Origin of the sequence: Idiomarina zobellii (assembly GCF_900100855.1) — a bacterium.
Taxonomy (GTDB): domain Bacteria; phylum Pseudomonadota; class Gammaproteobacteria; order Enterobacterales; family Alteromonadaceae; genus Idiomarina; species Idiomarina zobellii.
The window spans coordinates 381,794-405,535 of the sequence record NZ_FNCB01000001.1 but is presented as its reverse complement, the minus strand read 5'-3'; the positions used below and the strand labels follow the sequence as shown (position 1 = coordinate 405,535).

The 23,742-nt window shown below is 46.8% G+C and carries 27 protein-coding genes and 1 other RNA gene; 20 read left to right on the top strand and 8 right to left on the bottom strand.

Annotated elements, in window-relative coordinates:
• Positions 1-4: 4 nt before the first annotated feature.
• From radA to BLT32_RS01970, 4 genes are read left to right on the top strand one after another with little or no spacing between them, the layout of a single operon-like run.
• Entirely contained in the window at positions 5-1,369 is a 1,365-nt protein-coding gene (radA, locus tag BLT32_RS01985; protein WP_053952619.1) for a DNA repair protein RadA, read from the top strand.
• Positions 1,359-2,177 carry an ABC transporter substrate-binding protein gene (locus BLT32_RS01980; protein ID WP_053952618.1) on the top strand — a complete coding sequence of 273 codons (819 nt, stop codon included), beginning with the start codon at positions 1,359-1,361 and terminating at the stop codon, positions 2,175-2,177. Before radA ends, BLT32_RS01980 begins: the two co-directional genes overlap by 11 nt.
• Positions 2,170-3,162 (top strand): FecCD family ABC transporter permease, encoded by a 993-nt coding sequence (locus BLT32_RS01975; RefSeq protein ID WP_053952617.1) that lies wholly within the window; start codon positions 2,170-2,172, stop codon positions 3,160-3,162. The genes BLT32_RS01980 and BLT32_RS01975 overlap by 8 nt, the downstream gene beginning before the upstream one ends.
• A gap of 5 nt (positions 3,163-3,167) precedes the next feature.
• The gene (locus BLT32_RS01970; protein WP_053952616.1) at positions 3,168-3,917 is read left to right on the top strand and encodes an ABC transporter ATP-binding protein; all 750 of its coding nucleotides are present in this window, start codon (positions 3,168-3,170) and stop codon (positions 3,915-3,917) included.
• A gap of 6 nt (positions 3,918-3,923) precedes the next feature.
• Here the strand turns inward: BLT32_RS01970 and ettA are convergent, their stop codons facing one another.
• On the bottom strand, positions 3,924-5,588 hold the full coding sequence (ettA, locus tag BLT32_RS01965; protein ID WP_053952615.1) for an energy-dependent translational throttle protein EttA: 1,665 nt from the start codon (positions 5,586-5,588) through the stop codon (positions 3,924-3,926).
• A gap of 159 nt (positions 5,589-5,747) precedes the next feature.
• On the opposite strand from ettA, the gene glyA reads away from it, so the two are divergent.
• Genes glyA through ribBA form a run of 4 tightly spaced genes read left to right on the top strand, consistent with a single transcriptional unit; the run spans position 5,748 to position 9,755 of the window.
• A complete protein-coding gene (gene glyA / locus BLT32_RS01960) occupies positions 5,748-7,004 on the top strand; it encodes a serine hydroxymethyltransferase (protein WP_053952614.1) in 1,257 nt (418 codons plus the stop codon).
• 51 nt (positions 7,005-7,055) lie between these two features.
• Positions 7,056-7,505 carry a transcriptional regulator NrdR gene (gene nrdR / locus BLT32_RS01955; protein WP_053952613.1) on the top strand — a complete coding sequence of 150 codons (450 nt, stop codon included), beginning with the start codon at positions 7,056-7,058 and terminating at the stop codon, positions 7,503-7,505.
• A complete protein-coding gene (ribD, locus tag BLT32_RS01950) occupies positions 7,498-8,628 on the top strand; it encodes a bifunctional diaminohydroxyphosphoribosylaminopyrimidine deaminase/5-amino-6-(5-phosphoribosylamino)uracil reductase RibD (protein ID WP_053952612.1) in 1,131 nt (376 codons plus the stop codon). The genes nrdR and ribD overlap by 8 nt, the downstream gene beginning before the upstream one ends.
• Before the next feature lie 11 nt (positions 8,629-8,639).
• On the top strand, positions 8,640-9,755 hold the full coding sequence (gene ribBA / locus BLT32_RS01945) for a bifunctional 3,4-dihydroxy-2-butanone-4-phosphate synthase/GTP cyclohydrolase II (RefSeq protein ID WP_053952611.1): 1,116 nt from the start codon (positions 8,640-8,642) through the stop codon (positions 9,753-9,755).
• Here the strand turns inward: ribBA and BLT32_RS01940 are convergent.
• From BLT32_RS01940 to BLT32_RS01925, 4 genes are read right to left on the bottom strand one after another with little or no spacing between them, the layout of a single operon-like run.
• Positions 9,736-10,641, bottom strand: a complete 906-nt coding sequence (locus BLT32_RS01940; protein WP_053952610.1) for a ketopantoate reductase family protein — start codon at positions 10,639-10,641, stop codon at positions 9,736-9,738. The two genes, ribBA and BLT32_RS01940, sit on opposite strands and share 20 nt — an antisense overlap.
• The gene (locus BLT32_RS01935; RefSeq protein WP_053952609.1) at positions 10,631-11,971 is read right to left on the bottom strand and encodes an AmpG family muropeptide MFS transporter; all 1,341 of its coding nucleotides are present in this window, start codon (positions 11,969-11,971) and stop codon (positions 10,631-10,633) included. Before BLT32_RS01935 ends, BLT32_RS01940 begins: the two co-directional genes overlap by 11 nt.
• Complete coding sequence (locus BLT32_RS01930; protein WP_053952608.1) at positions 11,971-12,561, bottom strand: peptidylprolyl isomerase; 591 nt, start codon at positions 12,559-12,561, stop codon at positions 11,971-11,973. Before BLT32_RS01930 ends, BLT32_RS01935 begins: the two co-directional genes overlap by 1 nt.
• Positions 12,561-13,109: a YajG family lipoprotein gene (locus BLT32_RS01925; protein ID WP_053952607.1), complete on the bottom strand. Its 549-nt coding sequence runs from the start codon at positions 13,107-13,109 to the stop codon at positions 12,561-12,563. Before BLT32_RS01925 ends, BLT32_RS01930 begins: the two co-directional genes overlap by 1 nt.
• Positions 13,110-13,238: 129 nt before the next feature.
• Between BLT32_RS01925 and BLT32_RS01920 the strand changes: the two genes are divergently transcribed.
• The 3 genes from BLT32_RS01920 to ffs all read left to right on the top strand — a co-directional run bounded on the left by BLT32_RS01920 (position 13,239) and on the right by ffs (position 15,266).
• Positions 13,239-14,327, top strand: a complete 1,089-nt coding sequence (locus BLT32_RS01920; RefSeq protein WP_053952606.1) for a ketoacyl-ACP synthase III — start codon at positions 13,239-13,241, stop codon at positions 14,325-14,327.
• A 13-nt stretch (positions 14,328-14,340) separates the two neighbouring features.
• The gene (locus BLT32_RS01915) at positions 14,341-15,087 is read left to right on the top strand and encodes an enoyl-CoA hydratase (RefSeq protein ID WP_235443933.1); all 747 of its coding nucleotides are present in this window, start codon (positions 14,341-14,343) and stop codon (positions 15,085-15,087) included.
• A gap of 82 nt (positions 15,088-15,169) precedes the next feature.
• Positions 15,170-15,266: signal recognition particle sRNA small type (ffs, locus tag BLT32_RS01910), an RNA gene on the top strand.
• Between the two features lie 21 nt (positions 15,267-15,287).
• Here the strand turns inward: ffs and BLT32_RS01905 are convergent.
• The 3 genes from BLT32_RS01905 to priC are packed head-to-tail and all read right to left on the bottom strand — an operon-like array spanning position 15,288 to position 17,035.
• Positions 15,288-15,563, bottom strand: a complete 276-nt coding sequence (locus BLT32_RS01905) for a late competence development ComFB family protein (protein WP_053952604.1) — start codon at positions 15,561-15,563, stop codon at positions 15,288-15,290.
• A complete protein-coding gene (locus BLT32_RS01900; RefSeq protein WP_053952603.1) occupies positions 15,553-16,518 on the bottom strand; it encodes a histone deacetylase family protein in 966 nt (321 codons plus the stop codon). The genes BLT32_RS01905 and BLT32_RS01900 overlap by 11 nt, the downstream gene beginning before the upstream one ends.
• Complete coding sequence (priC, locus tag BLT32_RS01895) at positions 16,505-17,035, bottom strand: primosomal replication protein PriC (RefSeq protein ID WP_053952602.1); 531 nt, start codon at positions 17,033-17,035, stop codon at positions 16,505-16,507. The genes BLT32_RS01900 and priC overlap by 14 nt, the downstream gene beginning before the upstream one ends.
• Before the next feature lie 477 nt (positions 17,036-17,512).
• Here priC and BLT32_RS01890 point away from each other — a divergent pair, with 477 nt between their 5' ends.
• The 9 genes from BLT32_RS01890 (at position 17,513) to BLT32_RS01855 (ending at position 23,739) form a co-directional block, all read left to right on the top strand.
• A complete protein-coding gene (locus BLT32_RS01890) occupies positions 17,513-18,301 on the top strand; it encodes a DUF3450 domain-containing protein (protein WP_053952649.1) in 789 nt (262 codons plus the stop codon).
• Positions 18,298-19,665, top strand: a complete 1,368-nt coding sequence (locus BLT32_RS01885; RefSeq protein ID WP_053952601.1) for a MotA/TolQ/ExbB proton channel family protein — start codon at positions 18,298-18,300, stop codon at positions 19,663-19,665. Before BLT32_RS01890 ends, BLT32_RS01885 begins: the two co-directional genes overlap by 4 nt.
• Positions 19,666-19,668: 3 nt before the next feature.
• The gene (locus BLT32_RS01880; RefSeq protein ID WP_053952600.1) at positions 19,669-20,193 is read left to right on the top strand and encodes a MotA/TolQ/ExbB proton channel family protein; all 525 of its coding nucleotides are present in this window, start codon (positions 19,669-19,671) and stop codon (positions 20,191-20,193) included.
• Between the two features lie 12 nt (positions 20,194-20,205).
• On the top strand, positions 20,206-20,607 hold the full coding sequence (locus BLT32_RS01875) for an ExbD/TolR family protein (protein WP_053952599.1): 402 nt from the start codon (positions 20,206-20,208) through the stop codon (positions 20,605-20,607).
• A gap of 1 nt (position 20,608) precedes the next feature.
• Positions 20,609-21,220 carry an energy transducer TonB gene (locus BLT32_RS01870; protein ID WP_053952598.1) on the top strand — a complete coding sequence of 204 codons (612 nt, stop codon included), beginning with the start codon at positions 20,609-20,611 and terminating at the stop codon, positions 21,218-21,220.
• 3 nt (positions 21,221-21,223) lie between these two features.
• Positions 21,224-22,516, top strand: coding sequence for a tetratricopeptide repeat protein (locus BLT32_RS01865; RefSeq protein WP_053952597.1), 1,293 nt, complete (start codon positions 21,224-21,226; stop codon positions 22,514-22,516).
• A 132-nt stretch (positions 22,517-22,648) separates the two neighbouring features.
• On the top strand, positions 22,649-22,771 hold the full coding sequence (locus tag BLT32_RS13090) for a hypothetical protein (protein WP_268762555.1): 123 nt from the start codon (positions 22,649-22,651) through the stop codon (positions 22,769-22,771).
• Positions 22,772-22,810: 39 nt separating this feature from the next.
• On the top strand, positions 22,811-23,188 hold the full coding sequence (locus tag BLT32_RS01860; RefSeq protein ID WP_053952596.1) for a response regulator: 378 nt from the start codon (positions 22,811-22,813) through the stop codon (positions 23,186-23,188).
• A gap of 17 nt (positions 23,189-23,205) precedes the next feature.
• The gene (locus tag BLT32_RS01855) at positions 23,206-23,739 is read left to right on the top strand and encodes an adenine phosphoribosyltransferase (RefSeq protein ID WP_053952595.1); all 534 of its coding nucleotides are present in this window, start codon (positions 23,206-23,208) and stop codon (positions 23,737-23,739) included.
• Positions 23,740-23,742 lie beyond the last annotated feature (3 nt).

Below are 23,742 nucleotides of genomic sequence, written 5' to 3'. Positions count from 1 at the left end.
ATTAATGGCAAAAGCAAAAATGGCATATGTGTGCAGCGACTGTGGCGCGGACTTCCCGCGCTGGCTAGGACAGTGCACAGAATGTAAAGCATGGAATACCTTAACCGAAGTTCGGCTGGCATCAAAGTCGGCTTCACCTGTCGTTGCCCGCCAGGGGTTTGCCGGTATGACCGAAAGCAAAGTGCAAACGCTCAGCGAGGTTGACCTGCAGGAAGTTCCGCGCTTTAGCTCAGGCTTTAAAGAGTTCGACCGTGTGCTGGGTGGGGGCGTCGTGCCCGGCTCAGCTATTCTAATTGGAGGCTCTCCCGGCGCTGGTAAGAGTACCTTGTTGTTGCAAACGCTTTGTCAATTAGCAGAAAAAATGCCGGCGTTGTACGTGACGGGGGAAGAATCATTACAACAGGTCGCTATGCGAGCGCAACGCCTAAACTTGCCGACAGATAAATTACGGATGCTGTCGGAAACCTCGGTTGAAACGATTTGCCAGCTGGCTGACAAAGAAAAGCCTGCCATTATGGTTATCGATTCAATACAGGTTATGCATTTGGCGGACATTCAGTCGGCGCCAGGCAGCGTGTCTCAGGTGCGGGAAGCGGCAGCTTACTTAACGCGTTACGCAAAGCAAAAGAATGTCGCCATTATTATGGTCGGGCACGTGACCAAAGAAGGCTCTCTGGCAGGCCCTAAAGTACTGGAGCACTGTATTGACTGTTCAGTTATTTTAGATGGCTCCTCAGATTCTCGCTATCGGACCTTGCGCGGCACCAAGAACCGTTTTGGCGCAGTGAATGAGCTTGGGGTTTTTGCCATGACAGGCGGTGGTTTAAAAGAGGTGTCGAATCCGTCGGCGATATTCCTGCAACGTGCTGAAGAACAAGGCAATGGCTCTGTCGTCATGGTGGTTTGGGAGGGCACCCGACCTTTACTCGTGGAAATACAGGCGCTAGTCGATTACTCCGCACTGGCGAATCCACGTCGGGTTGCCGTAGGTCTGGAAGCAACTCGCTTGGCGTTATTGCTCGCCGTTTTGCATCGCCATGGCGGCTTACAAGTATCCGATCAAGATGTTTTCGTTAACGTGGTTGGTGGGGTGAAAGTGGCAGAAACCTCAGCCGATTTAGCCTTGTTGCTAGCCATTGTGTCGAGTTTCAAAGGAGACCCGTTGCCGAGAGAGTTAGTTGCTTTCGGCGAAGTTGGTTTAGCCGGCGAAATTCGTCCTGTGCCAAACGGGCTGGAGCGATTAAATGAAGCGGCGAAGCATGGCTTCAAAAAAGCCGTGGTGCCTATTGCCAATAAACCTAAAACGGCGCCGGAAGGCATGGAGATTATTGGTGTTAAAAATCTGCAGCAGGCACTCGATGTCATTTAAACTGACAGCCATAGCTGTACTTTTTGGGGTACTAACAGTTTTGGTACTAACAGCGCCTGTTCAAGCAAAGGAAAGTGAGCGCTGGGTGTCGTTAAATCAATGTATTGATATTGCTCTGGCACGATGGAGTGAACGACAGGAGCTTGTTGGTATCACGCGCCTGCATGACGAAAACGAGTTGACGGGTGTGGCAAGACATAATGGAACGCTGGAGAGCATACTGGCGCTAAAACCGACAAAAGTTTTCGCAACGGAGTTTAACCAGCCCAGACTGGTTAAAGCGCTAAAAGGTTACGTGGATGTTGTGGTGCTGCCGCAACCGAGAAACTGGGAGGCTTATGAGCAGTGGTTGAGTATTATGGCCAACCAAACGGGTTATCCAAGAAAGGTAGAGCAACATAAAGCGGAATTACAGCGTTCTCTCATTGCGCAAGCCGGGAGCCAGTCTGCAATAGTGATTATGCCTAATCAATACAGTTGGGGTCAGGGGAGCTGGACCGACACGCTATTCAAAAAAATGGGCTGGAAAAACTTGGCAGCAACGGCCGGTTATGACTTAGTATCGGTCGATCTCGAGCAGTTAATAACCTGGCGACCTGGCATTGTCATTATGGAAGGATTCACTGAAGATGCGGCGACGGCAGACTTCGCACTGGCTAATATTTGGCGACATCACCCTGTGGTGCGAAAGTGGATATCGGAACAAAACAAAGTTCAGTTTATTCCTCACGAGACATCGTCTTGCCCCGTAGTGAATGCGAATGCTTATGTCGAAGCGCTTGGCCATAGGAGAGAAAACATTGAGTAGTATCGTCAAATGGGTGTTAGCGCTTACTCTCTTGATTATCGCTCTCTCCGCGTGGCATTTGTCGCAAGGCAGTAGTGGCTTAACGCTATGGGACTGGTGGCGAACCGATGCATTATCGGCTTATCAGCAGGCCATATTGGCTGATATTCGTTTACCACGACTGGTTCTTGCAGTAGTCAATGGCGCGGTGCTTGGACTGGCTGGCGCTGCCATGCAGCTTTTGCTCAGAAATCCGCTCGCAGAGCCCGGACTTACTGGCGTCTCATCCGGGGCTGCGTTAACGACGGTCGCTGTGCTTTATTTTGGTTTGTTGCCAACGTTCTCCTGGCTTTTACCCTTTATCGCATTGACCGGCGGCTTAGCCGCTATCGTTGTCGTGGTGGTAATGGCGGGAAATTATGCCGATGTGAACCGGGTCATTTTAGCCGGTGTGGCTATTTCCTCTTTGGCAGGAGCTATTATGGCATTGCTGCTGTACCTGGCGCCCAACCCATTCGCTTTTCAGGAATGGAGCCAGTGGACCCTTGGAAGCCTTGCAAACCGGGGCTGGTCACATGTGAATTTAATGCTGCCTTTTGCTTTAATCGGCGCAGTATTGGTGTTAACTCAGTCTCGCTTTTTGACGGCGTTAACCTTTTCCGAAGAAACCGTCGTTAGCATGGGTTATAGCTATCCGACAAGGCGTAACTTAGTACTTATAGCCGTTGCATTACTGGCAGGTAGTAGCGTAGTCAGCGTTGGAATTATTGGTTTTGTGGGGCTGTTGGCACCGCATCTGGTGAGATTAGTCGGGCTTAATCACCCCAAACAAGTTCTGTCGATGAGCGCCTTGGCTGGAGCTGTACTGGTGCTCTCTATCGATATTTTTGTGCGCCTTATTAGTGTTGGTCGGGAACTGCCATTAGGTGTGGTTGCGGCAGTTATTGGGGCTCCTTTACTTATTGCTTTACTGGTTAGACAGAAATCTCGGCAGGCGGTGAGGTAGACACAATGCTAACAATAGAAAATGGCAGCCTGAAAGGTGTGACTCGCCCGCGCTTAAATAACATTACACTCTCTATCGACAGCGGTAAATTGGTGGGCCTAATAGGCCCTAATGGTGCCGGTAAAAGCTCGTTACTTAAGGCGATAGCCGGCATTGAACCTGCATCAGGACGTTTTTCCTGGAATCAACAGTTGTTATCAGCTATGAAGGACACTGAGCGCGCTAATACACTGTCATACATGGCTCAAGATGACATCCCCCAATGGGATATGACGATGGCGGATATCATCGATATTGGTCTGCTCAAAAGGCGTATATCCCGTTCAGAGCGGCAACGGCGTATCGACAACGTGTGTGCAACGCTTAATCTGTCGGAGTTTAACGGACATTCTATTCAGCGTTTATCGCGTGGTGAGCTGCAAAGGGTGCTACTGGCCAGGGCGTTAGTCGCTGAACCAGAGCTTTTACTCTGCGACGAACCGACCAATGCGCTGGATATTTATCACCAGCTCAATGTTTTACAATTGCTGAAAAAACAAAGCGAGCAGGGAAGGTTAGTGATCATGGCTATTCACGATATTCCGCAGGCGGCTGAGTATTGTGATGAATTGATTTTACTGGATAAGGGTGAATTGGTTTGTCACGGACAACCATTTGAAGTGCTGACAAAAGCCAACCTGGCGGAGACCTTTGGGGTGCATGCAGACTGGATTTGCAATAAAAGGGGCGTGGCCTGGCAGCCTCGCCCCTTATAAAGGCTGTTAGCCGATAGGCTTATACTTAATACGGTGTGGCTCCATTGCCTGCTCACCGAATTTTTCTTTCATGTAAGCTTCGTAGTCGCTGTAGTTACCTTCGTAGAAGACCACTTCGCCTTCATCACGGTAATCCAGAATATGGGTAGCGATACGGTCAAGGAACCAACGGTCGTGCGAGATAACCATGACGGATCCCGGGAATTCCAGAATGGCTTCCTCAAGTGCGCGCAAGGTTTCAACGTCTAAGTCGTTGGTTGGCTCATCGAGCAACAGTACGTTGCCGCCGGCTTTTAACAGCTTCGCTAAATGCACCCGATTACGCTCACCACCAGACAATTCGCCAATACGTTTTTGCTGGTCGGTACCACGGAAGTTAAAGCGGCCAACATAGGCGCGACCATTAACCTCGAAGTTACCAATTTTAAGAATGTCATTACCGTCGGTAATTTCTTCAAAAACAGTCTTGCTGTCGTCCATGCTGTCACGGAACTGATCAACACTGGCCAGCTGCACGGTTTCACCTAATTCGATAGAGCCGCTGTCCGGCTTTTCTTCGCCGCTGATCATGCGGAATAAGGTGGATTTACCCGCACCGTTAGGACCAATAATACCGACAATGGCACCTTTAGGAACATTGAAGCTTAGGTTATCGATAAGCTGGCGCTTCTCGTAAGCTTTGCTAATACCATTAACTTCAATGACTTTGTCACCCAAACGAGGACCTGGCGGAATAAACAACTCGTTGGTCTCGTTGCGCTTCTGATAGTCACCACTTTGCAGCTCTTCAAAGCGGTTAAGACGCGCTTTGCTTTTCGCCTGACGGCCTTTCGGATTAGTACGTACCCACTCAAGCTCTTGTTTAATGGTGCGCTGACGAGCTTTTTCTGAACGCTCTTCCTGCTCCAGACGTTTCTCTTTCTGTTCCAGCCAAGAGGAGTAGTTACCTTCCCACGGAATACCATAGCCCCGGTCAAGTTCAAGGATCCAACCAGCAACGTTATCAAGGAAATAACGATCGTGGGTAATGGCAACGACGGTACCCGTGTAATCGTGCAGGAAGCGTTCTAACCAAGCAACAGATTCAGCGTCTAAATGGTTTGTCGGTTCGTCGAGAAGGAGCATATCGGGCTTCGATAACAGTAAGCGGCAGATAGCCACACGACGGCGTTCACCACCTGACAAGTTGCCTATTTTGGCATCCCACTCAGGTAAGCGCAGTGCATCGGCTGCACGCTCCAGAATATTGTCGATGTTGTGACCATCTTTTGCCTGTAGTAAAGCTTCTAGTTCGCCTTGCTCTTTTGAGAGGGCGTCAAAGTCAGCATTTTCGTCAGCGTAAGCCGCGTAAATTTCATCGAGCTTAGCGAAGGCCTCTTTAACGTCCGCCACCGCTTCTTCAACGGTTTCTTTCACCGTTTTATTTTCGTCCAGCTCTGGCTCCTGAGGCAGGTAGCCAATTTGAGTTCCCGATAAAGCGCGAGCTTCACCTTCATACTCTTTATCAACCCCGGCCATAATACGAAGTAAGGTTGACTTACCGGCGCCGTTTAAACCTAAAACGCCAATTTTGGCACCCGGGAAAAATGACAAAGAAATGTCTTTTAATATGGTCTTCTTAGGCGGAACAACTTTGCTCACCTGAGACATTGAATAGATATATTGCGCCATAGCGACGTAAAATCCTTCCTATCAACAAAAAAGTTACTGCATAGTTTACTGTTATTTACGAACATCCCCAAACTTTGTTGCGCTGAACTAGGCACTCATTTGTGTTTTAAGGTAAAATACCCGACAAATTAAGACCATTTAATGATTTGGAGAGCTGTAATGCTGAAATCTGAGATGAACATTGCCGACTTTGATGCGGACTTATGGCAAGCGATGCAAGGCGAAGTTGAGCGTCAGGAACAACACATTGAACTGATAGCATCTGAAAACTACACCAGTCCGCGAGTCATGCAAGCGCAAGGGTCTCAGCTGACAAATAAGTACGCAGAAGGCTATCCGCACAAGCGTTATTATGGTGGCTGTGAGTTTGTCGATAAAGTCGAAGACTTGGCTATTGAGCGTGCAAAAGAGTTATTCGGTGCAAAATACGCAAACGTGCAACCGCATTCTGGTTCACAAGCAAACACTGCGGCTTTTATGGCATTAATGGAGGCGGGTGACACTTTCTTAGGCATGAGCCTGGCTCACGGTGGCCACTTAACTCACGGCTCTGGTGTTAACTTCTCCGGTAAATTGTACAACGCAGTGTCTTACGGTCTGGATGAAAGCACTGGCGAAATAGACTACGCCGAAGTTGAAAAGCTGGCGCAAGAACATAAGCCGAAAGTGATTGTTGCTGGTTTCTCAGCATACTCTGGTATTGTTGACTGGAAAAAATTCCGTGAAATTGCCGATAAAGTAGACGCTTATTTAATGGTCGATATGGCGCATGTAGCGGGCTTAATTGCTGCGGGTGAATATCCAAACCCTGTGCCTTATGCGCATGTTGTTACAACGACCACGCACAAAACTCTTGCGGGTCCGCGTGGTGGCTTGATCATTTCAGGTAGTGACGATGAGAAACTGCACAAGAAGCTGAACAGTGCCGTATTCCCGGGTAACCAGGGTGGCCCTTTATGTCATGTTATTGCTGGTAAAGCGGTCGCATTCCAGGAAGCCTTACAGCCTGAATTTAAAGCGTACCAACAACAAGTGTTAAAAAATGCGAACGTAATGGTCAAAGCAATGCAGTCTCGTGGCTATAAGATTGTTTCTAACGGCACGCAGAACCATTTATTCCTGGTTGACCTAATTGACAAAGACATTACGGGTAAAGACGCCGATGCGGCTTTAGGCGATGCATTTATTACGGTTAATAAGAATGCGGTTCCGAATGACCCACGTTCACCTTTTGTGACTTCTGGCTTGCGTTTAGGTACACCGGCAATTACTCGCCGTGGCTTTAAAGAAGCGGAAGCTGAGCAGGTAGCCAACTGGATTTGCGATGTTTTGGACGATATTTCTAACGAAAGCAAAATTGCAGAAGTGCGTGAACAAGTAAAAGCGTTGTGCGCTAACTTTCCGGTATACGGATAATTACGCACTGTCGTTAAACGAGTCGTAAAGCGCACTTAAAGGAGTCAGGCAATGCATTGTCCATTTTGTGGCACACAAGACACCAAGGTTATTGATTCGCGCTTAGTTGCGGATGGCGCCTCGGTGCGTCGCCGGCGTGAGTGTAATCATTGCAAGGAGCGCTTTACGACCTTTGAAACGGCTGAGCTCATTATGCCGCGGGTTATTAAAACCGATGGCTCGAGAGAACCGTTCAATGAAGATAAGCTCCGTAATGGCCTGTTAAGAGCACTCGAAAAGCGCCCAGTCAGTCTGGAGCTTATGGAACAGGCTATCAATAAAATTAAATCGAGTATCAGAGCGACCGGCGAGCGCGAAATTACCAGCAACTTCATTGGTGGGTTAGTTATGGAAAACCTTAAGCAAATCGATAAAGTGGCCTATGTCAGGTTTGCGTCTGTTTACCGTTCGTTCGAAGATATTCGAGAGTTTGGCGAAGAAATCGCTCGTCTGAATGATTAAGCCGTCACAGTTAAAAACTGATCATGAAATGATGCACCGTGCGATAGAACTTGCGCGCCGCGGTATCATGACAACACGTCCGAACCCTGCGGTTGGTTGCGTCATCAGTAAGAACGATACAATTATTGGTGAAGGCTGGCATCAGCAGGCAGGCGAACCTCATGCGGAAATTCATGCCTTAAAGCAAGCAGGTGCCGAAGCGCAAGGTGCAACCGCCTATGTGACTTTAGAGCCCTGTAGCCATATGGGGCGCACTCCGCCCTGTGCAGATGCACTGGTTGATGCGGGCGTTGCCCGGGTTGTTGTTGCCATGCACGATCCTAACCCACGAGTCAGCGGTAACGGTATCAAGCGCTTGCATGAAGCAGATATTGACGTTTTGGTGGGCGTTTTGGAAAAGTCAGCGGAACAGCTGAATCCAGGTTTCTTGTCGAGAATGCGGCATCAACGTCCGTTTGTGACCGTTAAAATGGCGTCGTCACTGGATGGGAAAACTGCGCTGTCTGATGGCCGAAGCCAATGGATAACCGGTCCTCATGCCCGGTCTGATGTACAGTATTGGCGGGCGCAGTCAGACGCTATTCTTACTGGTGCCGATACTGTTTTGAAGGACGACCCTATGCTGACCGTTCGTGAAAGCCAGTGGCCGAAAACACGGACCCTGCCTGAACCGTTAAAACAGCCCATACGTATTATTATCGACAGCCAAAACCGAGTGACTGATGATGCTAAAATCTTTGAATCATCCGCACCGGTATGGTTAGTCAGATGCGAGCCGGGAAAACCGAGCCGCCATGCCCATTGCCACGAGGTTATAATTGATAAAGCAGACAGCGGAAAAGTTGATCTGAGCGCTTTGATGACTGAGCTGGCTAAACGGGAAGTGAATCAAGTTTGGACTGAGTGTGGTGCTTCGTTGGCAGCTGCGCTGATAGAAAACGGTTATTGCGATCGCCTTATGATGTACTCTTCGGGGCAGTTATTGGGTGATGCGGCACGTTCGCTATTTGATATTGAAGAACCAAAAAGTTTGGATAAAGCGGTACGTTTTAAGGTAACGGACCGCCGTCAGGTGGGTGATGACCAGCGGGTTATCGCGGTACCGCAACTCATAAAAGGATAAGGTTAAGCGTTATGTCATTGCATAGCACAGAAGAAATTATTGAAGACATCCGTCAGGGCAAAATGGTGATTCTGATGGACGATGAAGATCGCGAGAACGAAGGCGATCTCATCATTGCCGCTGAATGTGCAACACCGGAAGCCATCAACTTTATGGCCCGATACGGCCGTGGACTTATTTGCTTAACCTTAACTGAAGAGCGTTGTCAGCAGCTGAACTTACCGCTGATGGTGGACAAAAATAACGCGCCTTATGCAACCAATTTCACCGTTTCTATTGAAGCGGCAGAGGGCGTTACAACAGGGATTTCGGCAGCCGACCGCGCGAAGACTGTGCTAGATGCTGTGAAAAAGGATGCTAAGCCTGAAGACTTAGTTATGCCGGGACACATATTCCCATTAAAAGCAAAATCGGGCGGTGTATTAAATCGCGCCGGGCATACCGAAGCGGGCTGCGACTTGGCACGCTTAGCAGGGTTTGAGCCTGCTTCTGTTATTGTGGAAGTGCTGAATGAAGACGGTACTATGGCACGCCGCCCAGACTTGGAAGCTTTTGCGAAACAGCATGATATAAAAGTTGGCACAATCGCGGACTTAATCGAGTACCGCTCGACTCAGGAAAAAACGATTAAACGTGTTGCTGAGTGCTCATTACCGACAGCCTTTGGTGAATTTCATCTGGTCACTTATCAGGACACAATCGATAAACAAGTGCATCAGGCACTTGTGCATGGTGACATAGCGGAAGACAAAGTTACGAATGTGCGTGTGCATTTACAGGATACTTTCCATGATACGTTCTTAACGGACAGAGCCGCCAAGCGCAGTTGGCCAATTCAGAAAGCAATGTCTTACATTGCCGAGAATGACGGTGTTTTAGTGATTATTGGCCGCCAGCAAACGCCAGAAGATATTATTGCTCAGGTAAAAGAGTTTGAGGCGCAAGATCACGGTGAACATAAGCCAACGGCGTCGGCTTCAAATGCGTCACGTAATGTGGGCTTAGGCTCACAAATATTGGCGGATTTAAATATTCATAAAATGCGCCTGATGAGCTCACCGAAGCGTTACTCTGCGCTGTCCGGCTTTGGCTTAGAGGTGGTAGATTTTATTGAGGATAAAGACTGACAAAGTCTTTCATGAGCTTTTCGTGAGCCGGCACTTGTAAGCCGGCTTTTTTTGCTTTTTTGATAATGTAACCCGTTAGGTAGTTAATTTCAGTACGGCGATTATGACGTATATCTTGTCTCATTGATGACTCATTATTTCGGGTTTCACCAGCGACTCTTAGTATTTCCTCGTAAACACTCTTGGCATCTAAACTGACCTGTTCGACGCGAGCAACACAGACCGCTTCGTTGACCAACGATTGAATAACTTCCTGCCATTCAGCCTTAAGCAGCTCGCCATTGTTACACTGATGAATGGCGGTTAACGGGTTTATTACGCAATTAATTAAAAGCTTTGACCAACGGCGGGTCTGAATATCGCTTTCAAAAAGAATGGGCTTAAAACTCTTTGCTAAAATCGCCTCGAAGTCTGCCTTATTTTCTTTCCTTTGAAGCCAGCTTCGACCTTTCCCACGGTGCTCAATGACAATATGTGTTGGCTCTTGAGCAAACTTCACCGCACCATGGGTGGTCACTAGGTGATAAATATTCAATGAGGTTAGTGAGTTAGGCAGCTCAAGCATACCGTTGTGACTCAGAATTATTGGCATGTCTTTGTCAAAGCCGGGAATTGTAGTGATACTTTCCAAAGCATTTACGACATCAAAGGCTTTTACAGCAACAATAAACACCGAATCTTTGACCAACTGACATTCCTGTGTCGGCAAAAAAGGTAATGTATAAGTGCTGCTGATTGCACCTTCTTTCAGAGTTAATTGGCCGTGTTCAGATTCTGTTTTTCGAGTTAAAACCGAGCATTGCTGCTTAGTTTCAAGCAAATGGCAGGCGATGAGTCCGCTGATAGCACCAGGACCTAATACATACCAATGGTAGTCAGTTTGCATCTCGTGCTTCCTCAAGCTTTTTCAGCGGTTTACGAATAAACCAAAGGAAACAAAGGCTGGGAATAACCATTATCGCCGTTAAAACGAAAAATAGCGCCCAGTTACCATTCATTGTATCGACTAACACACCGCTGTACGACGCCAACACAGTTTTTCCCAGAGTCCCTAGTGACGCCATGAGTGCATACTGTGTTGCCGTGAATGTTCGGTTGCAAAGCAAGCTAATGAACGCAACAAAAGCCACAGTGGACCAGGCACTGGTAAAGCCATCAATAAGAACGGCACTTAAGAACAAATTGGTGTCGGGGCCGACAAGCGCAATCCAGGAAAACATTAGGTTTGAAGCGGACATGGCTAAGCCGCCAATAATCAGTCCTTTCACAATGCCTAGTCTTAGGTTTACGACACTACCTAACACTGCAAAGACAATAGTAACCCACCAGGTTACAAGCTTGGAATAGGTGCCAATTTCTGTGTTGGTAAAGCCAATTTCTTTATAGAACACAATAGACATGCGGCCTAAAAAGGCTTCACCAATTTTGAACAAGAAAATAAATGCTAAAAGTGACAACGCGAGTTTTATGCCGTTTCGCGTGAAAAACTCAGCAATAGGTGAAACAACGGTGTGCTTTATGCGCTCTTTGAAAAAGCTGAACCAATTCGATACAGGTTCGGCTGTCTCTGAAACTGCGGTATAAGTCGTGCGGCGAACAAGCAGTACAACCGCGGCCAAAAATAGCATGATGCAACCAAGCCCGAAATAGGCGTGTTGCCAACTCCAGCTAACGCCGTCAACAATAAAAAAGGGCAAGGCACCCAGGCCACTGTAACCCGTCCACCAACCGGCGGTAGCCATGGCAGCGCCAGCGCTTTGTAAACGGCCTTCGGTTTCAGAAAACGATTCGATGCGGTAGGCATCAATAGCAATGTCTTGTGTGGCCGAACTAATAGCAATGGCTAATGCTGTTAAGCCTGCTATATGCAGGTTATCGGTTATATTGAGGCTTGCTAGCGCAAAGCATCCAGTAGCAATGGCTATTTGACACAAGAATATCCAACTACGTCGCTGTCCCAACCATTTGGTGAGTACGGGAAGCTTTACGTTGTCAATAAGTGGTGACCACAGGAAGTTAATGGAGTAGGCTCCGAAAACGGCGCCGAAATAACCAATTACGGAACGCGTTAAGCCTTCCTCCTGCAGCCAGGCTGATAGCGCTGAACCAATCATGACCCATGGAAAGCCACTGGCAATACCGAGTATGAAAATAACCCAGACACGCGACTGCTTATAGACGTCCATGTCCTGCCAAAAGGGGATACGTTTTTCCATTAACTTTGTGGCACTATCTCAATTCGCTTCAGGACCGGCGGATTTTCAGGAACATCTCGCCAACCAGTTGCATCATCAAAGGGTTTTGACTCGAGCTTTGCCATTTTTTCCAGTACATCTAAGCCTTCAACAATACGTCCAAATACGGTGTAACCCCAGTCTCCTTTCTCAGGGTTCAGAGATGTGTTGTCGTTGAGGTTAAAGAAAAACTGGCGGGTCGCAGTGTGTGGACCTCGCTCGCGAGCCATAGCAATAGTACCGTATTCATTTAATAGACCATTGCCTGACTCATTGACGATTTTCTCAAACGTGGGCTTTTCCTGAAAGTCTTTATCGTAGCCACCACCTTGAATCACAAAGTCGGGAACGAGGCGGTGAAAAACCGTCTCATTGTATTGTGCTTTCTTTACATAGCGAAAAAAGTTTTTAATGGTTAACGGCGCTGCTTCACGATTCAATTCGACGGTAATATTTCCCATCGACGTGACCATTTTTACTCGCGGGAATGGGTTATCTGGCTGTATTTCCGCACTGGCCGGGGCGACAAATGAAATGGCCAGTAAGCTTGTTAATAAAATCCAAAACTTCATCAGTAAACCTCTCTCTCACTTAAGCGGAGTTTAGGGTCGTTAGCTATATCATTCAATACATTATTCAACAGGTTACGAAACTGACGTTCAATAGTTGCCTGAGCTGGTTTCAAAGCACCGCTGGATTGCGCTTTGCCTGTATAAAAATTGCTGTAACGGCGGTTATCTCTAACCGCTTCCACTCGTATGCGGACATGATGTTCTAATTCGTATTTCAACGCACTGGTTTTTGCATCAATTAACGCTTTTTCTAAGGATACATACCATTTTAACCCTTGCCCGCTCGGTGCACTGTCGGTTAATGGAGTCAGTGCATCCTGGACGATTTTGGTCAGCGGTTGTTGGGGCGGAGCAAATGTAGCCTTGTCGTCATCCTTTTTGTGTCGATATAGATACGAGTATGTTCGCGTATCGATGACTTCAAGCTGGTTCACTTTTATCGAAAAAGTGTCATTGACTGGCGTGGTGCTGATAATAAGCGGGTCTGGTTGGCTTGAGCAGGCCGCTACTAATGGAGTTAAAATAAGTACCAGAATAAAACGAAGCATAACCGTTATCCTTTTTCCTCAGATACATTCACCTGACAAATATTCGTGCTATGATACGAGCAAATACTGCCGTCTCAACGTAGCTTAGCACGCAGACAGCATTTACTGACAGAAGTAAAAGGTTTTGCCGTGACAAAATATGCAGAAATCACGGGTTGGGGAAAATGCCTTCCGCCGGCCATTATGACAAACGATGATCTTGCCACTTTCCTGGAAACCTCTGACGAGTGGATTGTTTCGAGAACAGGTATCTCGGAGCGACGCGTGAGTCACGTGGGCACTTCGGAATTGGCCACGGTCGCTGCACGCAATGCATTGGCTGCGGCGGACTTAGACCCGAATGAAATTGATTTGATTATTGTCGGCACCTGTACCGCAGATGAAATTATTCCTAATGTGGCGTCTGCTGTGCAGCAGCGTATTGGCGCTAAAAATGCTGCTGCTTTTGACCTTAACGCGGCTTGTAGTAGCTTTTTATATGCCATGCATTTCGCGACTCAGTCGATAAGAACGGGTGCGCACAGTAAAGTCTTACTGATAGGCGCAGAGTGTCTAACACGTATTTTAGACTGGACGAAGCGTGAAAGTGCGGTTCTTTTCGGTGATGGAGCCGGTGCTATGGTACTGGAGGCTTCGGACAATGAAGTTGGATTGTTGGCGAGTCACGTAAGTTGTGATGCCGATGCTCGTGATGTGCTGAGCCTTGATTTTGGCTTTAATTTCGACCGCTTTAACTTCGACGGCATTATGCAGTTTGACTTTGTTGGTCAGGAAATTTTCAAGCGAGCGGTTAAAGGTATGAGTGCCGCTGTGGAGAACGTTTTTGAACAAACCGGCATGACAACGGAAGATATCGATGCACTTATTCCGCATCAGGCGAATAAACGCTTAATCGACTTCCTGGGCAAAATGTGTAAAGTGCCGAGTGAGAAAACTGTTATCAATATTCAGAAGTACGGCAATACCTCTTCCGCAACACTTCCTATCGCTTTTGCTGAAGCGGCCGATAACGGCATTATTAAGCCTGGTGATAGCATTATGTCAGCGGTATTCGGCGGCGGCTTGACTTGTGGGGCAGGGCTGATTAAATGGGGGGATCGAGTAACCCCTAAAAAGCCAAACCAAATGGAACTGCCTGCGGGTGATAAAAGTGCATTGGATATTATTGTACCCATGCATGAAGCAACGGCCAAAGCCTGGAAAAAGCGAGAACAATAAAAGGATAGGTTTGATGTCTGAACAACCGGTAATAATAACTAAGGATAATGGCGTTGTTAGAATTCGCCTGAACCGTCCGGAAAAGAAAAACGCTTTTACTCAAGACATGTATACCTTATGTGAAAAAGCGTTGAAGCAAGCCAATGATGATACTTCGATTAATGCCGTTGTTTTTGAAAGCGAAGGTGACAGTTTTTCAGCCGGTAATGATTTAAACGATTTTCTGGCAATTGAAAACCTGGATGAATCAGCACCACCATTTCGTTTTCTGCATACCCTGAATAAAGTGGAAGTACCGGTCGTTGCAGCCGTTAATGGCTTAGCGATTGGTATAGGAACGACACTGCTATTGCACTGTGACATTGTTATTAGTAGCAATGAGGCTGTTTATGCGTTGCCATTCGTGCAGTTAGGTCTTTTACCTGAAGCTGGCTCAAGCTTATTGCTGCCACAAATTTGTGGTTATCAAAAAGCTGCTGAGTTGTTGTTATTGGGAGACAACTTTGATGCGCAAACAGCCTTGGACTTAGGGTTCGTGAACCATGTTGTTTCAGCCGAGCAGCTGGCGGGTAAGGTTGAGGAAGTACTCAATAAATTAAGAGCTCAATCTGGCCAGTCTTTGCGGGTGTCGAAGAAGTTACTCAAGCACCCGGTTGAATCAACCGCCGCACGCATAAGCCGTGAAGCTGAATATTTTGCCAAAGCGTTAAGCTCTCCTGAGGCAAAACAGGCCATTGCCCGTAAACTGCAGAAAAAGTAAGCGAAAGGTACTTGTCGGGTTGTGTCCCTAAGGCAAGTGCGTCATAATGCGCCTGCTTTGAATAAAGCATCAATGGTGACTCTGCGGGTTCCCCCGCAACACTAACCAGCGAACCCGGTCAGGCCCGGAAGGGAGCAGCCGTAGTTGGGGATGTGTGTGCCGGGGTGTGGCTGGTAGAGTCGCCACCCAACTTCCTAGCGTTAACCGTTTTCGTCTCTCTTTCTATTTTTCAAAAACTCCAGGGCTTCTGTAATTGCCTTGTGAACCTGCATTTCCATATCAAGTCTTTTTGACGGTGGAAGGAAAAACGCCATGTCCACTTCATGTCGAATATAACGGGGCGGCAGTTGATTCAAGACCAGGCAGCATAAATCAGCCAGGAATTCTTGCTCATACTGTTTATCGAGCTCCAACTCTTCAATGCGATCGACAACTAAACGTTCATAATAATTGTGAATATCATCATCAAACTTCATCTTCTGAACTCCTTACTACGCTTCTTAACTCGAAATTATTTTCAGTATAGACATAATATGCAGCTCTGAGTAATTGAGCGTGTCCACGAACCAAGCGTTCTAAATTTCGCTGATAACCACCACCAATGACAGCTGCTACAGGAATGTCATTTTGTCGACAAAATGAGAGTACGGTCATGTCGCGCTGGAACAGGCCGTTTAAACTAATGTGAAAGTGACCCAGTTCATCCTTCGTGTAGATATCTACGCCTGCATCGTAAAGGATGACATCGGGCTTTACGTCGGACTCGACGATTTTGAGGGCTTGATTCAGAGCATTCAGGTAGCTGCTATCATCTGTACCTTTAGGTAATGGGATGTCCAAATCCGAAATAGACTTTGAAAATGGGAAGTTTTTTTCACCATGAATGGAACAGGTAAATACGCGCGGATCGTTTTGGAAAATACTTGCGGTACCATCGCCTTGATGAACATCAGTATCAAGCACCGCTATTTTTAAATGAGGATACTGTAAAAGTAACTGGTGACAGGCAATTGCCAAGTCGTTGATTAAACAAAAGCCACTTCCCCAGTCATGGTGAGCGTGGTGGTACCCACCTGAAAAGTGGATAGCAATGGATGAACTTAACGCCATTTGTAGCGCCTGTGCAGTGCCTCCGGCAGACGTTAATGAGCGAGTCAGTAACTGTTCTGACCAGGGAAACCCAATTCTGCGCCATTCGGCTTTTTCAAAGTTGTTGGTTTTTAATTTTTCTATATAGGAAGAGCAATGCGTTTGTGCGACTTGTTCCCATGTCAGCGTGACAGGCCTTTGCCACTGGTCTTTCTGAGCGCCGCGACGAACAGCCCAATCATGCAGTAAACGGTACTTCTCGATTGGGTAACGGTGTCGCTCAGGCAGTTCAAGCTGACTGTATATTGGCGAATAGATGAAAGGGATATTAACCTTCGTCATGGTGCTGAATTTGTCGCTCTAATTGAACAATAGCCATTTGACAGCGGTTCAAGCGCTTTTGAGCGATTTGAACGGCTTCTTGTGAACCTGTGCTTTGTGCCTGAGAGAGGTTTTCCGTTAAACGGCGCTCGTAGTCCCGGTAAGTGACCAACTTCTCGTGAAGCTGCTGGTAATGGCTGGCTCTAATCTCCCGTTGCTCCTCAGCCTGCTCGGGTAGCTTTCCTGAACGTAGCGCTGTTGCTAAGGCTTCTATTTGTGCGCTGAGTTTTTCTGCCAAAAAGTGTTGAGACTCTTCTCTTTTAGCGGCCAAAAGTTGTGCTAACAAACGCTTTGTTTCTTCGACATAGTCCCGGGCTATGGATGAGCGGGTATGAAATAGTGAAAGGCTAAACCATTGTTCAGTCACTTTTTTTGATTGGCGTCTATTTTGCTCATCAATATGTTGGGCTTGCTCGGAAAATTCATTGAGTAAGCGCTCAATATGTTGAATTGAGGTTAAGTCATTTATCGGTCTCATAGCGCCATAATAAAAGAATTTTTCTCTTAAGGCACGGTTGAATCAGAAAAAGAGCTTAAGTCATTACACATAGACTCAAAAGTTACTTGTATAAAAAACGTTGAAATTTATAAGCTAGTGTTGTTCGTGGATCAAAAAGTGATACTATTCAAAACAGGAGTAGTAGCCAAGAATAGGTAGTTTCTACCGAATTTGAAGCTATGAAATGGTTTGACGACAGGACGTTGTCATAAAATCTGGAGATTGTACGAGTCCAGATCCGTGTTCTACAGTATAGAATTGAAGCGATAGCTATAGCGCGGTTAACTCAGGTTGACTTGGTTGACAGCGTATAGTCATCGTGGGAGTATTCTTGGTCATTGTCGCTTTTGTCGACAATACTATAAACCGTAGAACGAGATCTTTTCGTCATTCAAACAACTGGTGTTTCGCGCCTTAGGCGTTGAAGCGGAAGTTAAGTCAAATTGGTTGGGAACTATGACCAAAGTAATCAAAAGAACCAAACTCGCTGCAACCCTGATGGGTGTGATGGCGTTTGCTGGCACCGGCGTTGCCGCTGCACAGCAAGTCGATGTAGCTAAGCTACAAAACGAAGAGAAAAAGATTCTTGAAGCGGACGCTCAATCTCAAGAGAAAGTGAACTCTCTGTTTGAGCAAAGCCAGGATCTTCTTATCGAGTATCGCTCAGTTGTTGCTGAGTACGAGAACTTGAAAGTTTACAACGACCACGTTCAGCGCTTGGTTAATGACCAAGAAGCAACGTTAGCCTCTTTGCAGAAGCAAATTGACGGCATCGAACGTACTAAGCAGGGCGTTGTTCCTCTTATGTACGAAATGATCGATGCGTTAGAGCAATTTGTGAAGTTGGATATTCCAATTCACCGCGAGAAGCGTATGGAACGTGTTGAAGGTCTGCGCGACATTATGGACAGCGCAAACGTTTCAACGTCTGAGCAATTCCGTCAAATCATTGAAGCGTACCAGACAGAAATGGATTACGGTTCGGGCTTGATTTCTTACCAAGGCAACTTGGAAGTAGACGGTGAGCAAGTGGCTGTTGACTATTTCCACATGGGTCGTGTTGCATTCCTGGCACAGTCTCTCGATTTGAGAAACGCTTGGATTTACAACAACGAAACTGATGAGTGGACTGCTTTGGAAGACGAGTTTATCCGTCCTCTGACCCAAGCGATTCGTATGTCACGTAAGCAAACAGCTTACGATCTGGTGAAACTTCCAGTATTCGCAGCGGAGAGTGCAGAATGAATAAATTAGTAAAATCGTTAATGATTGCAGCAGCAGTCACCCTTTCTGCCGGTACGACTCTCGCTGCACAAGCTCAGGATACATCTGAAGCTAAGAACCTTGACGAGCTGTTACAGCTAGTTGAGAAAAACCGTGTTTCTTCTCGTGAATTAAATGCTGAGCGTGAGCGCGAGTTCACAGCAGCGCGTGCTGACAAGCAAGCAATGCTAAACCGTGCTAAGCAACAGTTAGAAGACGAGAAAGCACGTGGTAAACGTTTGCAGAATCAATTTTCTGAAAACGAAGTAGCGCTTGCTAACAAAGAGCAAGAGCTAGAGAACGCGAAAGGTACACTGGGCGAAATGTTTGGTGTTGTTCGTGGTGCGGCAACAGAAACTATCGGTCGTATCGCAACATCAATTATCAGTGCTCAGTACCCAGGTCGTGAAGACGTTCTGGAAAGCTTATCTGAAGCAAAAGAGCTTCCAACTCTGGAAGAGTTAGAAGAGCTTTGGCAAGCACTTCTTACAGAAATGGTTCAGTCAGGTAAAGTGGTTAAGTTTAACACTGAAGTAACTCTGCTTGACGGTGGTACTGAGCAACGCGAAGTTGTTCGTTTAGGTACTTTTAACCTTATTTCTGATGACCAATACCTGGTTTATAACGACACGACTGAACAAGTTCAGCCGTTAGGTCGTCAACCAGAAGGTGGTGCTACAGGACAAGCGCAAGACTTTGTGAACACTGAAAGTGGTTACGAAGGTGTTTTCCTTGACCCATCTAAAGGTCAGATTCTTGGTCTGTTAACTCAAAAAGCAACACTTTCTGAGCGTTATCACCAAGGTGGTACAGTTGGTTATGTTATTACCGCTGTATTAATCATCGGTCTATTAATTTCTCTGTTCAAGCTGATCACGCTGACTGGCGCTGCAGGCAAAATCCGTTCGCAGCTGAAAAATCCTGACAGCCCGAAAGACAGCAACGCTTTAGGTCGTATCCTGAAAGTGTATCAAGAGAACAAGAATGCCGATCCTGAAAACTTAGAACTGAAATTGGACGAAGCGATTCTGCGCGAAACTCCGAAAATCGACAGTGGCGTAAACGTCATCAAGATCTTCGCAGCTATCGCACCATTGCTTGGTCTATTAGGTACAGTTGTTGGTATGATTGGTACGTTCCAGTCAATCACACTGTTCGGTACCGGTGATCCGAAGATCATGGCAGGCGATATCTCAATGGCGTTGGTAACAACAGCTATGGGTCTTATCGCGGCTATTCCATTGATTTTGGCTCACAGTATTGTGGCATCTCGCGCTAAGTCTATCGTTCACATTCTGGACGAACAGGCAGCGGGAATCGTAGCTGCGCACTCGGAGAAGGAGTAACCCATGCTTTACCTGATGGAACTTTGGGAATCTATCAGGGATTTTCTGGCTACCGGTGGCGATGTATTGTTCATCGTCATGGGGGTGCTCTTTCTAATGTGGGTACTGATGATTGAGCGTTATTGGTACCTTACCGGCGCATTCCCTAAGCTTCGCAACGAAATTATTGCGAAGTGGGATGCCCGTAAGGACACCACCTCATGGTACGCCCATAGAATCCGTGAAGCATGGATTTCCGAAGCGAACGATAAACTGAATGCTCGTATTCTGTTAATTAAAACTTGTGTTGCCTTGTGTCCGTTAGTCGGACTGTTAGGGACTGTAACCGGTATGATTACGGTTTTCGAAATCATGGCAGTGCAAGGGACGGGTAACCCTCGTCTAATGGCATCGGGTATTTCGATGGCAACTATCCCAACAATGGCGGGTATGGTTGCAGCTTTATCCGGCATGTTTTTCGCAACTCGACTTGAAAGTAAGGTTCGTCGCGCGAAAGAAGGCCTGGTTGACAGTTTGCCACATCACTAAGAGAGTAAAACTATGGCACGTAATCGTAATCGAGAAGAAGAAGATGCGTCTATCGATATGACGCCGATGCTCGACATCGTCTTCATCATGTTGATCTTCTTTATCGTAACGACTTCATTCGTTAAAGAAGCTGGTATTCAGGTTAATAAACCTGAAGCTAATCAGGCGAACAAGGAGCCTTCAGCTAACATCTTTATCGCAATTCGTGATACTGGTGAAATCTGGATGGATAAACGCCAAGTCGACGTTAAACGCGTTGCTGCAAACTTAGAACGTATGCTAGCAGAGCAACCTACCGACTTAGTGGTTATTCAGGCAGATAAAGAAGCTGAACATGGTCGCGTCGTTGAAGTCATGGACCAAATTAAGGAAGCGGGTATCGATAAGATATCCATAGCAGCGGAGACTAACTAATATGGTGCGCTTTTTAGTATCTTTACTACTAGGTGCGGCCGTTACGTTTGCTTTGTTTGCTTTCATGGCTTACTTAATCGGCGGAGGAGCGCAGCGCAACGATGCGCCGCCTCCAACACCGGTCATTGACATCGTAACGTCGCCACCTGAGTCTGACGTACAAGAGCGTCGGCGTACTCCGCCGCCGCCACCGCCGCCACCAGAGCAGCCGCCAGAAACACCACAGTCTGAGCCTGATACCTCAGACTCAAGCCTAAACATGAACATGGGCTTTGATGTGGATGTTGGTGGAGCTGACACCGGTCTTTCCGGTCCTGGCGGAGGTTTGAGCAGCGATGGTGATGCAACGCCTATCGTTCGTATCGAACCACGCTACCCACCTCAAGCGGCTCGTAATGGCACGGAAGGTTGGGTTCAACTACGGTTCACTATCGATCAACAAGGTGGTGTAACTGACGTTGAAGTCATTGACTCTGAACCTCGTCGAGTATTTGACCGTGAAGCTCGTCGCGCATTGTTGCGCTGGAAGTACAAGCCGAAAATCATTGACGGCAAGCCTGTTCGTCAGGAAGGTATGACCGTCCAGCTCGACTTTACAATGGATGGGAACTAAGAAATGAAATATTTAGCGAAAACATTTGTTAGTGCCCTGGCTTTTGTTTCGGTTATGTCGATGACCACGGTCCAGGCTTCGGCCCAGGACCTTGGCTTCAACATTCCGGACAAAGAGACCGTTGAGGCGCAGAAAAAAGCTCGCGACAATAAAGCGGCTTCGCAAAGTATTGGTCGCGCTATTATGGATGCGTTCGAGCTTTACGAAGAAGAGCAAATTAAAGAAGCGATAGCGGTACTGGAAGAGCAGGAGCCAGATCCTGGCTACGACTCTGCGTATTTAGGTCGCTTCCTTGGTAACCTCTATGCTGCTGACGAGCGTATGGCGGATGCTTTGAGAGTCTTGAAAAGCTCGGTTGACCAAGATGTTTTAGGCTGGAGTGACCAAGCTGCAGCTATGAAACTTGTTGGCCAAATCAGCCTTCAGGAAGAAAAGTATGACCAGTCTATCGAGTACCTTCGTAAGTGGGTTCAGTTTACTGGCGAGAAAGATCCTCAAGTCTTCTTGTACATGGCGAATGCCTATTACCAGAAGAAGGAATTCGCTCAGATAATCCCATTTGCTGAAGCTGCGCTAGAGTATGGAGAGCCGGACAAAAACGTTTACACGTTAATGATGGCTTCTTACTACGAGCGTAAAATGTACTCGGATGCAATTGGGGTACTTGAGGAAGGCTTGAATAAGCTTCCTGAAGTGACTCAATGGTGGCCGCAGTTAGCGCAGTTCTACATGCTGGAAGAGAACTTAGCGAAAGCGCTTCAAACCATAGAAGTTGCTTATTTAGCAGGATACCTAGATAAAGAAAGCCAATTTAAAATGCTGGTTCAGCTTTATGATAATGAAGGTATTCCGTATAAAGCAGCTACTACTATGGAAAAGCATGTAGAAGCAGGCGATATTGAGCAAACCGCTAAGAATTTCGCGACCATAGCAAACAGCTATCATCGTGCGAAAACGCTAGATAAAGCGGTTGAATGGTACCTTCGTGCAGCGGAAGCTGCAGAAGATGCCGATAACAAAGGTGAGTACTATCGTAAACGCGGTAACATTATGCTGCTAAACGAACAGTACATTGCAGCAGCAGAGCCTTTGAAAAAAGCATTGGACTATTTAGAAGGTCGTGACGAAGGTCGTGTTTATATGTCTTTAGCTGAAGCGTATTTCTACGGTGGTGACTACCGCCAGGCAATGAGATACGTTAACGAAGCAGCTAAATTCGACGGTCAACGTCGTAGTGCTCGCAGCTGGAAAGGTTATATTCAATCAACCGCGAAACGCAAAGGCATTGAATTATAATTTAACCTGATAGCGTTCGTTATCTTAAAAAAACCCGGCCTAATTAGGTCGGGTTTTTTATTGGCTGAACTGCTTTTATCAACCGGAAGGATCAAGTATGATCTGCCTCGACTTATTTAGGAGGTAGATGGTATGTCATCAGAGTCGTTTAAAGAACCTGCTGGGTTCGGTTATTTGTTGTTCGCTATTGTCTTGTTTGTTATCGCAGGCTGCTTGCCATTAGTACTGCGCCTAATACAAGTGTTATCTGCCTAATAGTCAAGCTGTAAAAGGCTTAAGGTGTAAGTGACAGTTATGTCCATTTCAATGCTTATTGTCGAAGATAAAGACAACACGCTTCAGGCAATTCGTAGAATGTTAGAGCCGTTAAAGCTCGACATTCAAACTGCCCAAGATGGGCTTGACGGTCTTAGTAAGGCCAAAAAAGATTACTACGATATTATTCTCATTGACCACAAAATGCCGGTCATGGACGGTTTCTCGCTGTTGAAAAACTTGAGAGAACTCGAGAACTATAGAAATGCACCGTTACTCTTTATGTCGACTGACTCATTAGTTGAGGTAGAGCCTAAAGCACTGGCCGCCGGTGCAACACAATGTTTATCTAAGCCGTTGGATGCAGAGTATTTAGTAGACTCTGTCCAGAATTGGTCAGCTAAAGCGGTTGCTTAACTGAAGAGCAAGGATTTATGGAAGCAAGTCTAAAGGAAGTGAAGGACTCTATCGGTGCTATTCACGACTACCCAAAACCGGGAATTGTTTTCCGGGATATTACTCCACTATTGCAAAATCACGATGCTTTTAAGAGCAGTATTGATGCACTTAAACAGCGTTATGAAAAAAGTGGAGTGACCCAAATTGCGGCTATTGAAGCTCGGGGTTTCTTATTCGGGTCGGCATTAGCTTACGCACTTGGTTGTGGCATAACGTTACTAAGAAAGCCCGGAAAGCTTCCCGGTAATATCGTCAGTCAAACTTACGCACTGGAATATGGTACTGATGAGCTACAAATGCATGAGAACGCTTTAACGAGCAATGATAAGGTTCTCATTATCGATGACTTATTGGCTACCGGTGGAACTGTTTTAGCCGCAGATAAGCTGATTCGTTCGACTGGAGCAACGGTTGCGGAAGCCGCTTTCGTTGTTTCTTTGCCTGAACTCGGTGGCGAAGATAAATTGCGGCAAGCGGGTGTTGCGTGCTATACCTTGTGTCAATTCTAAAAA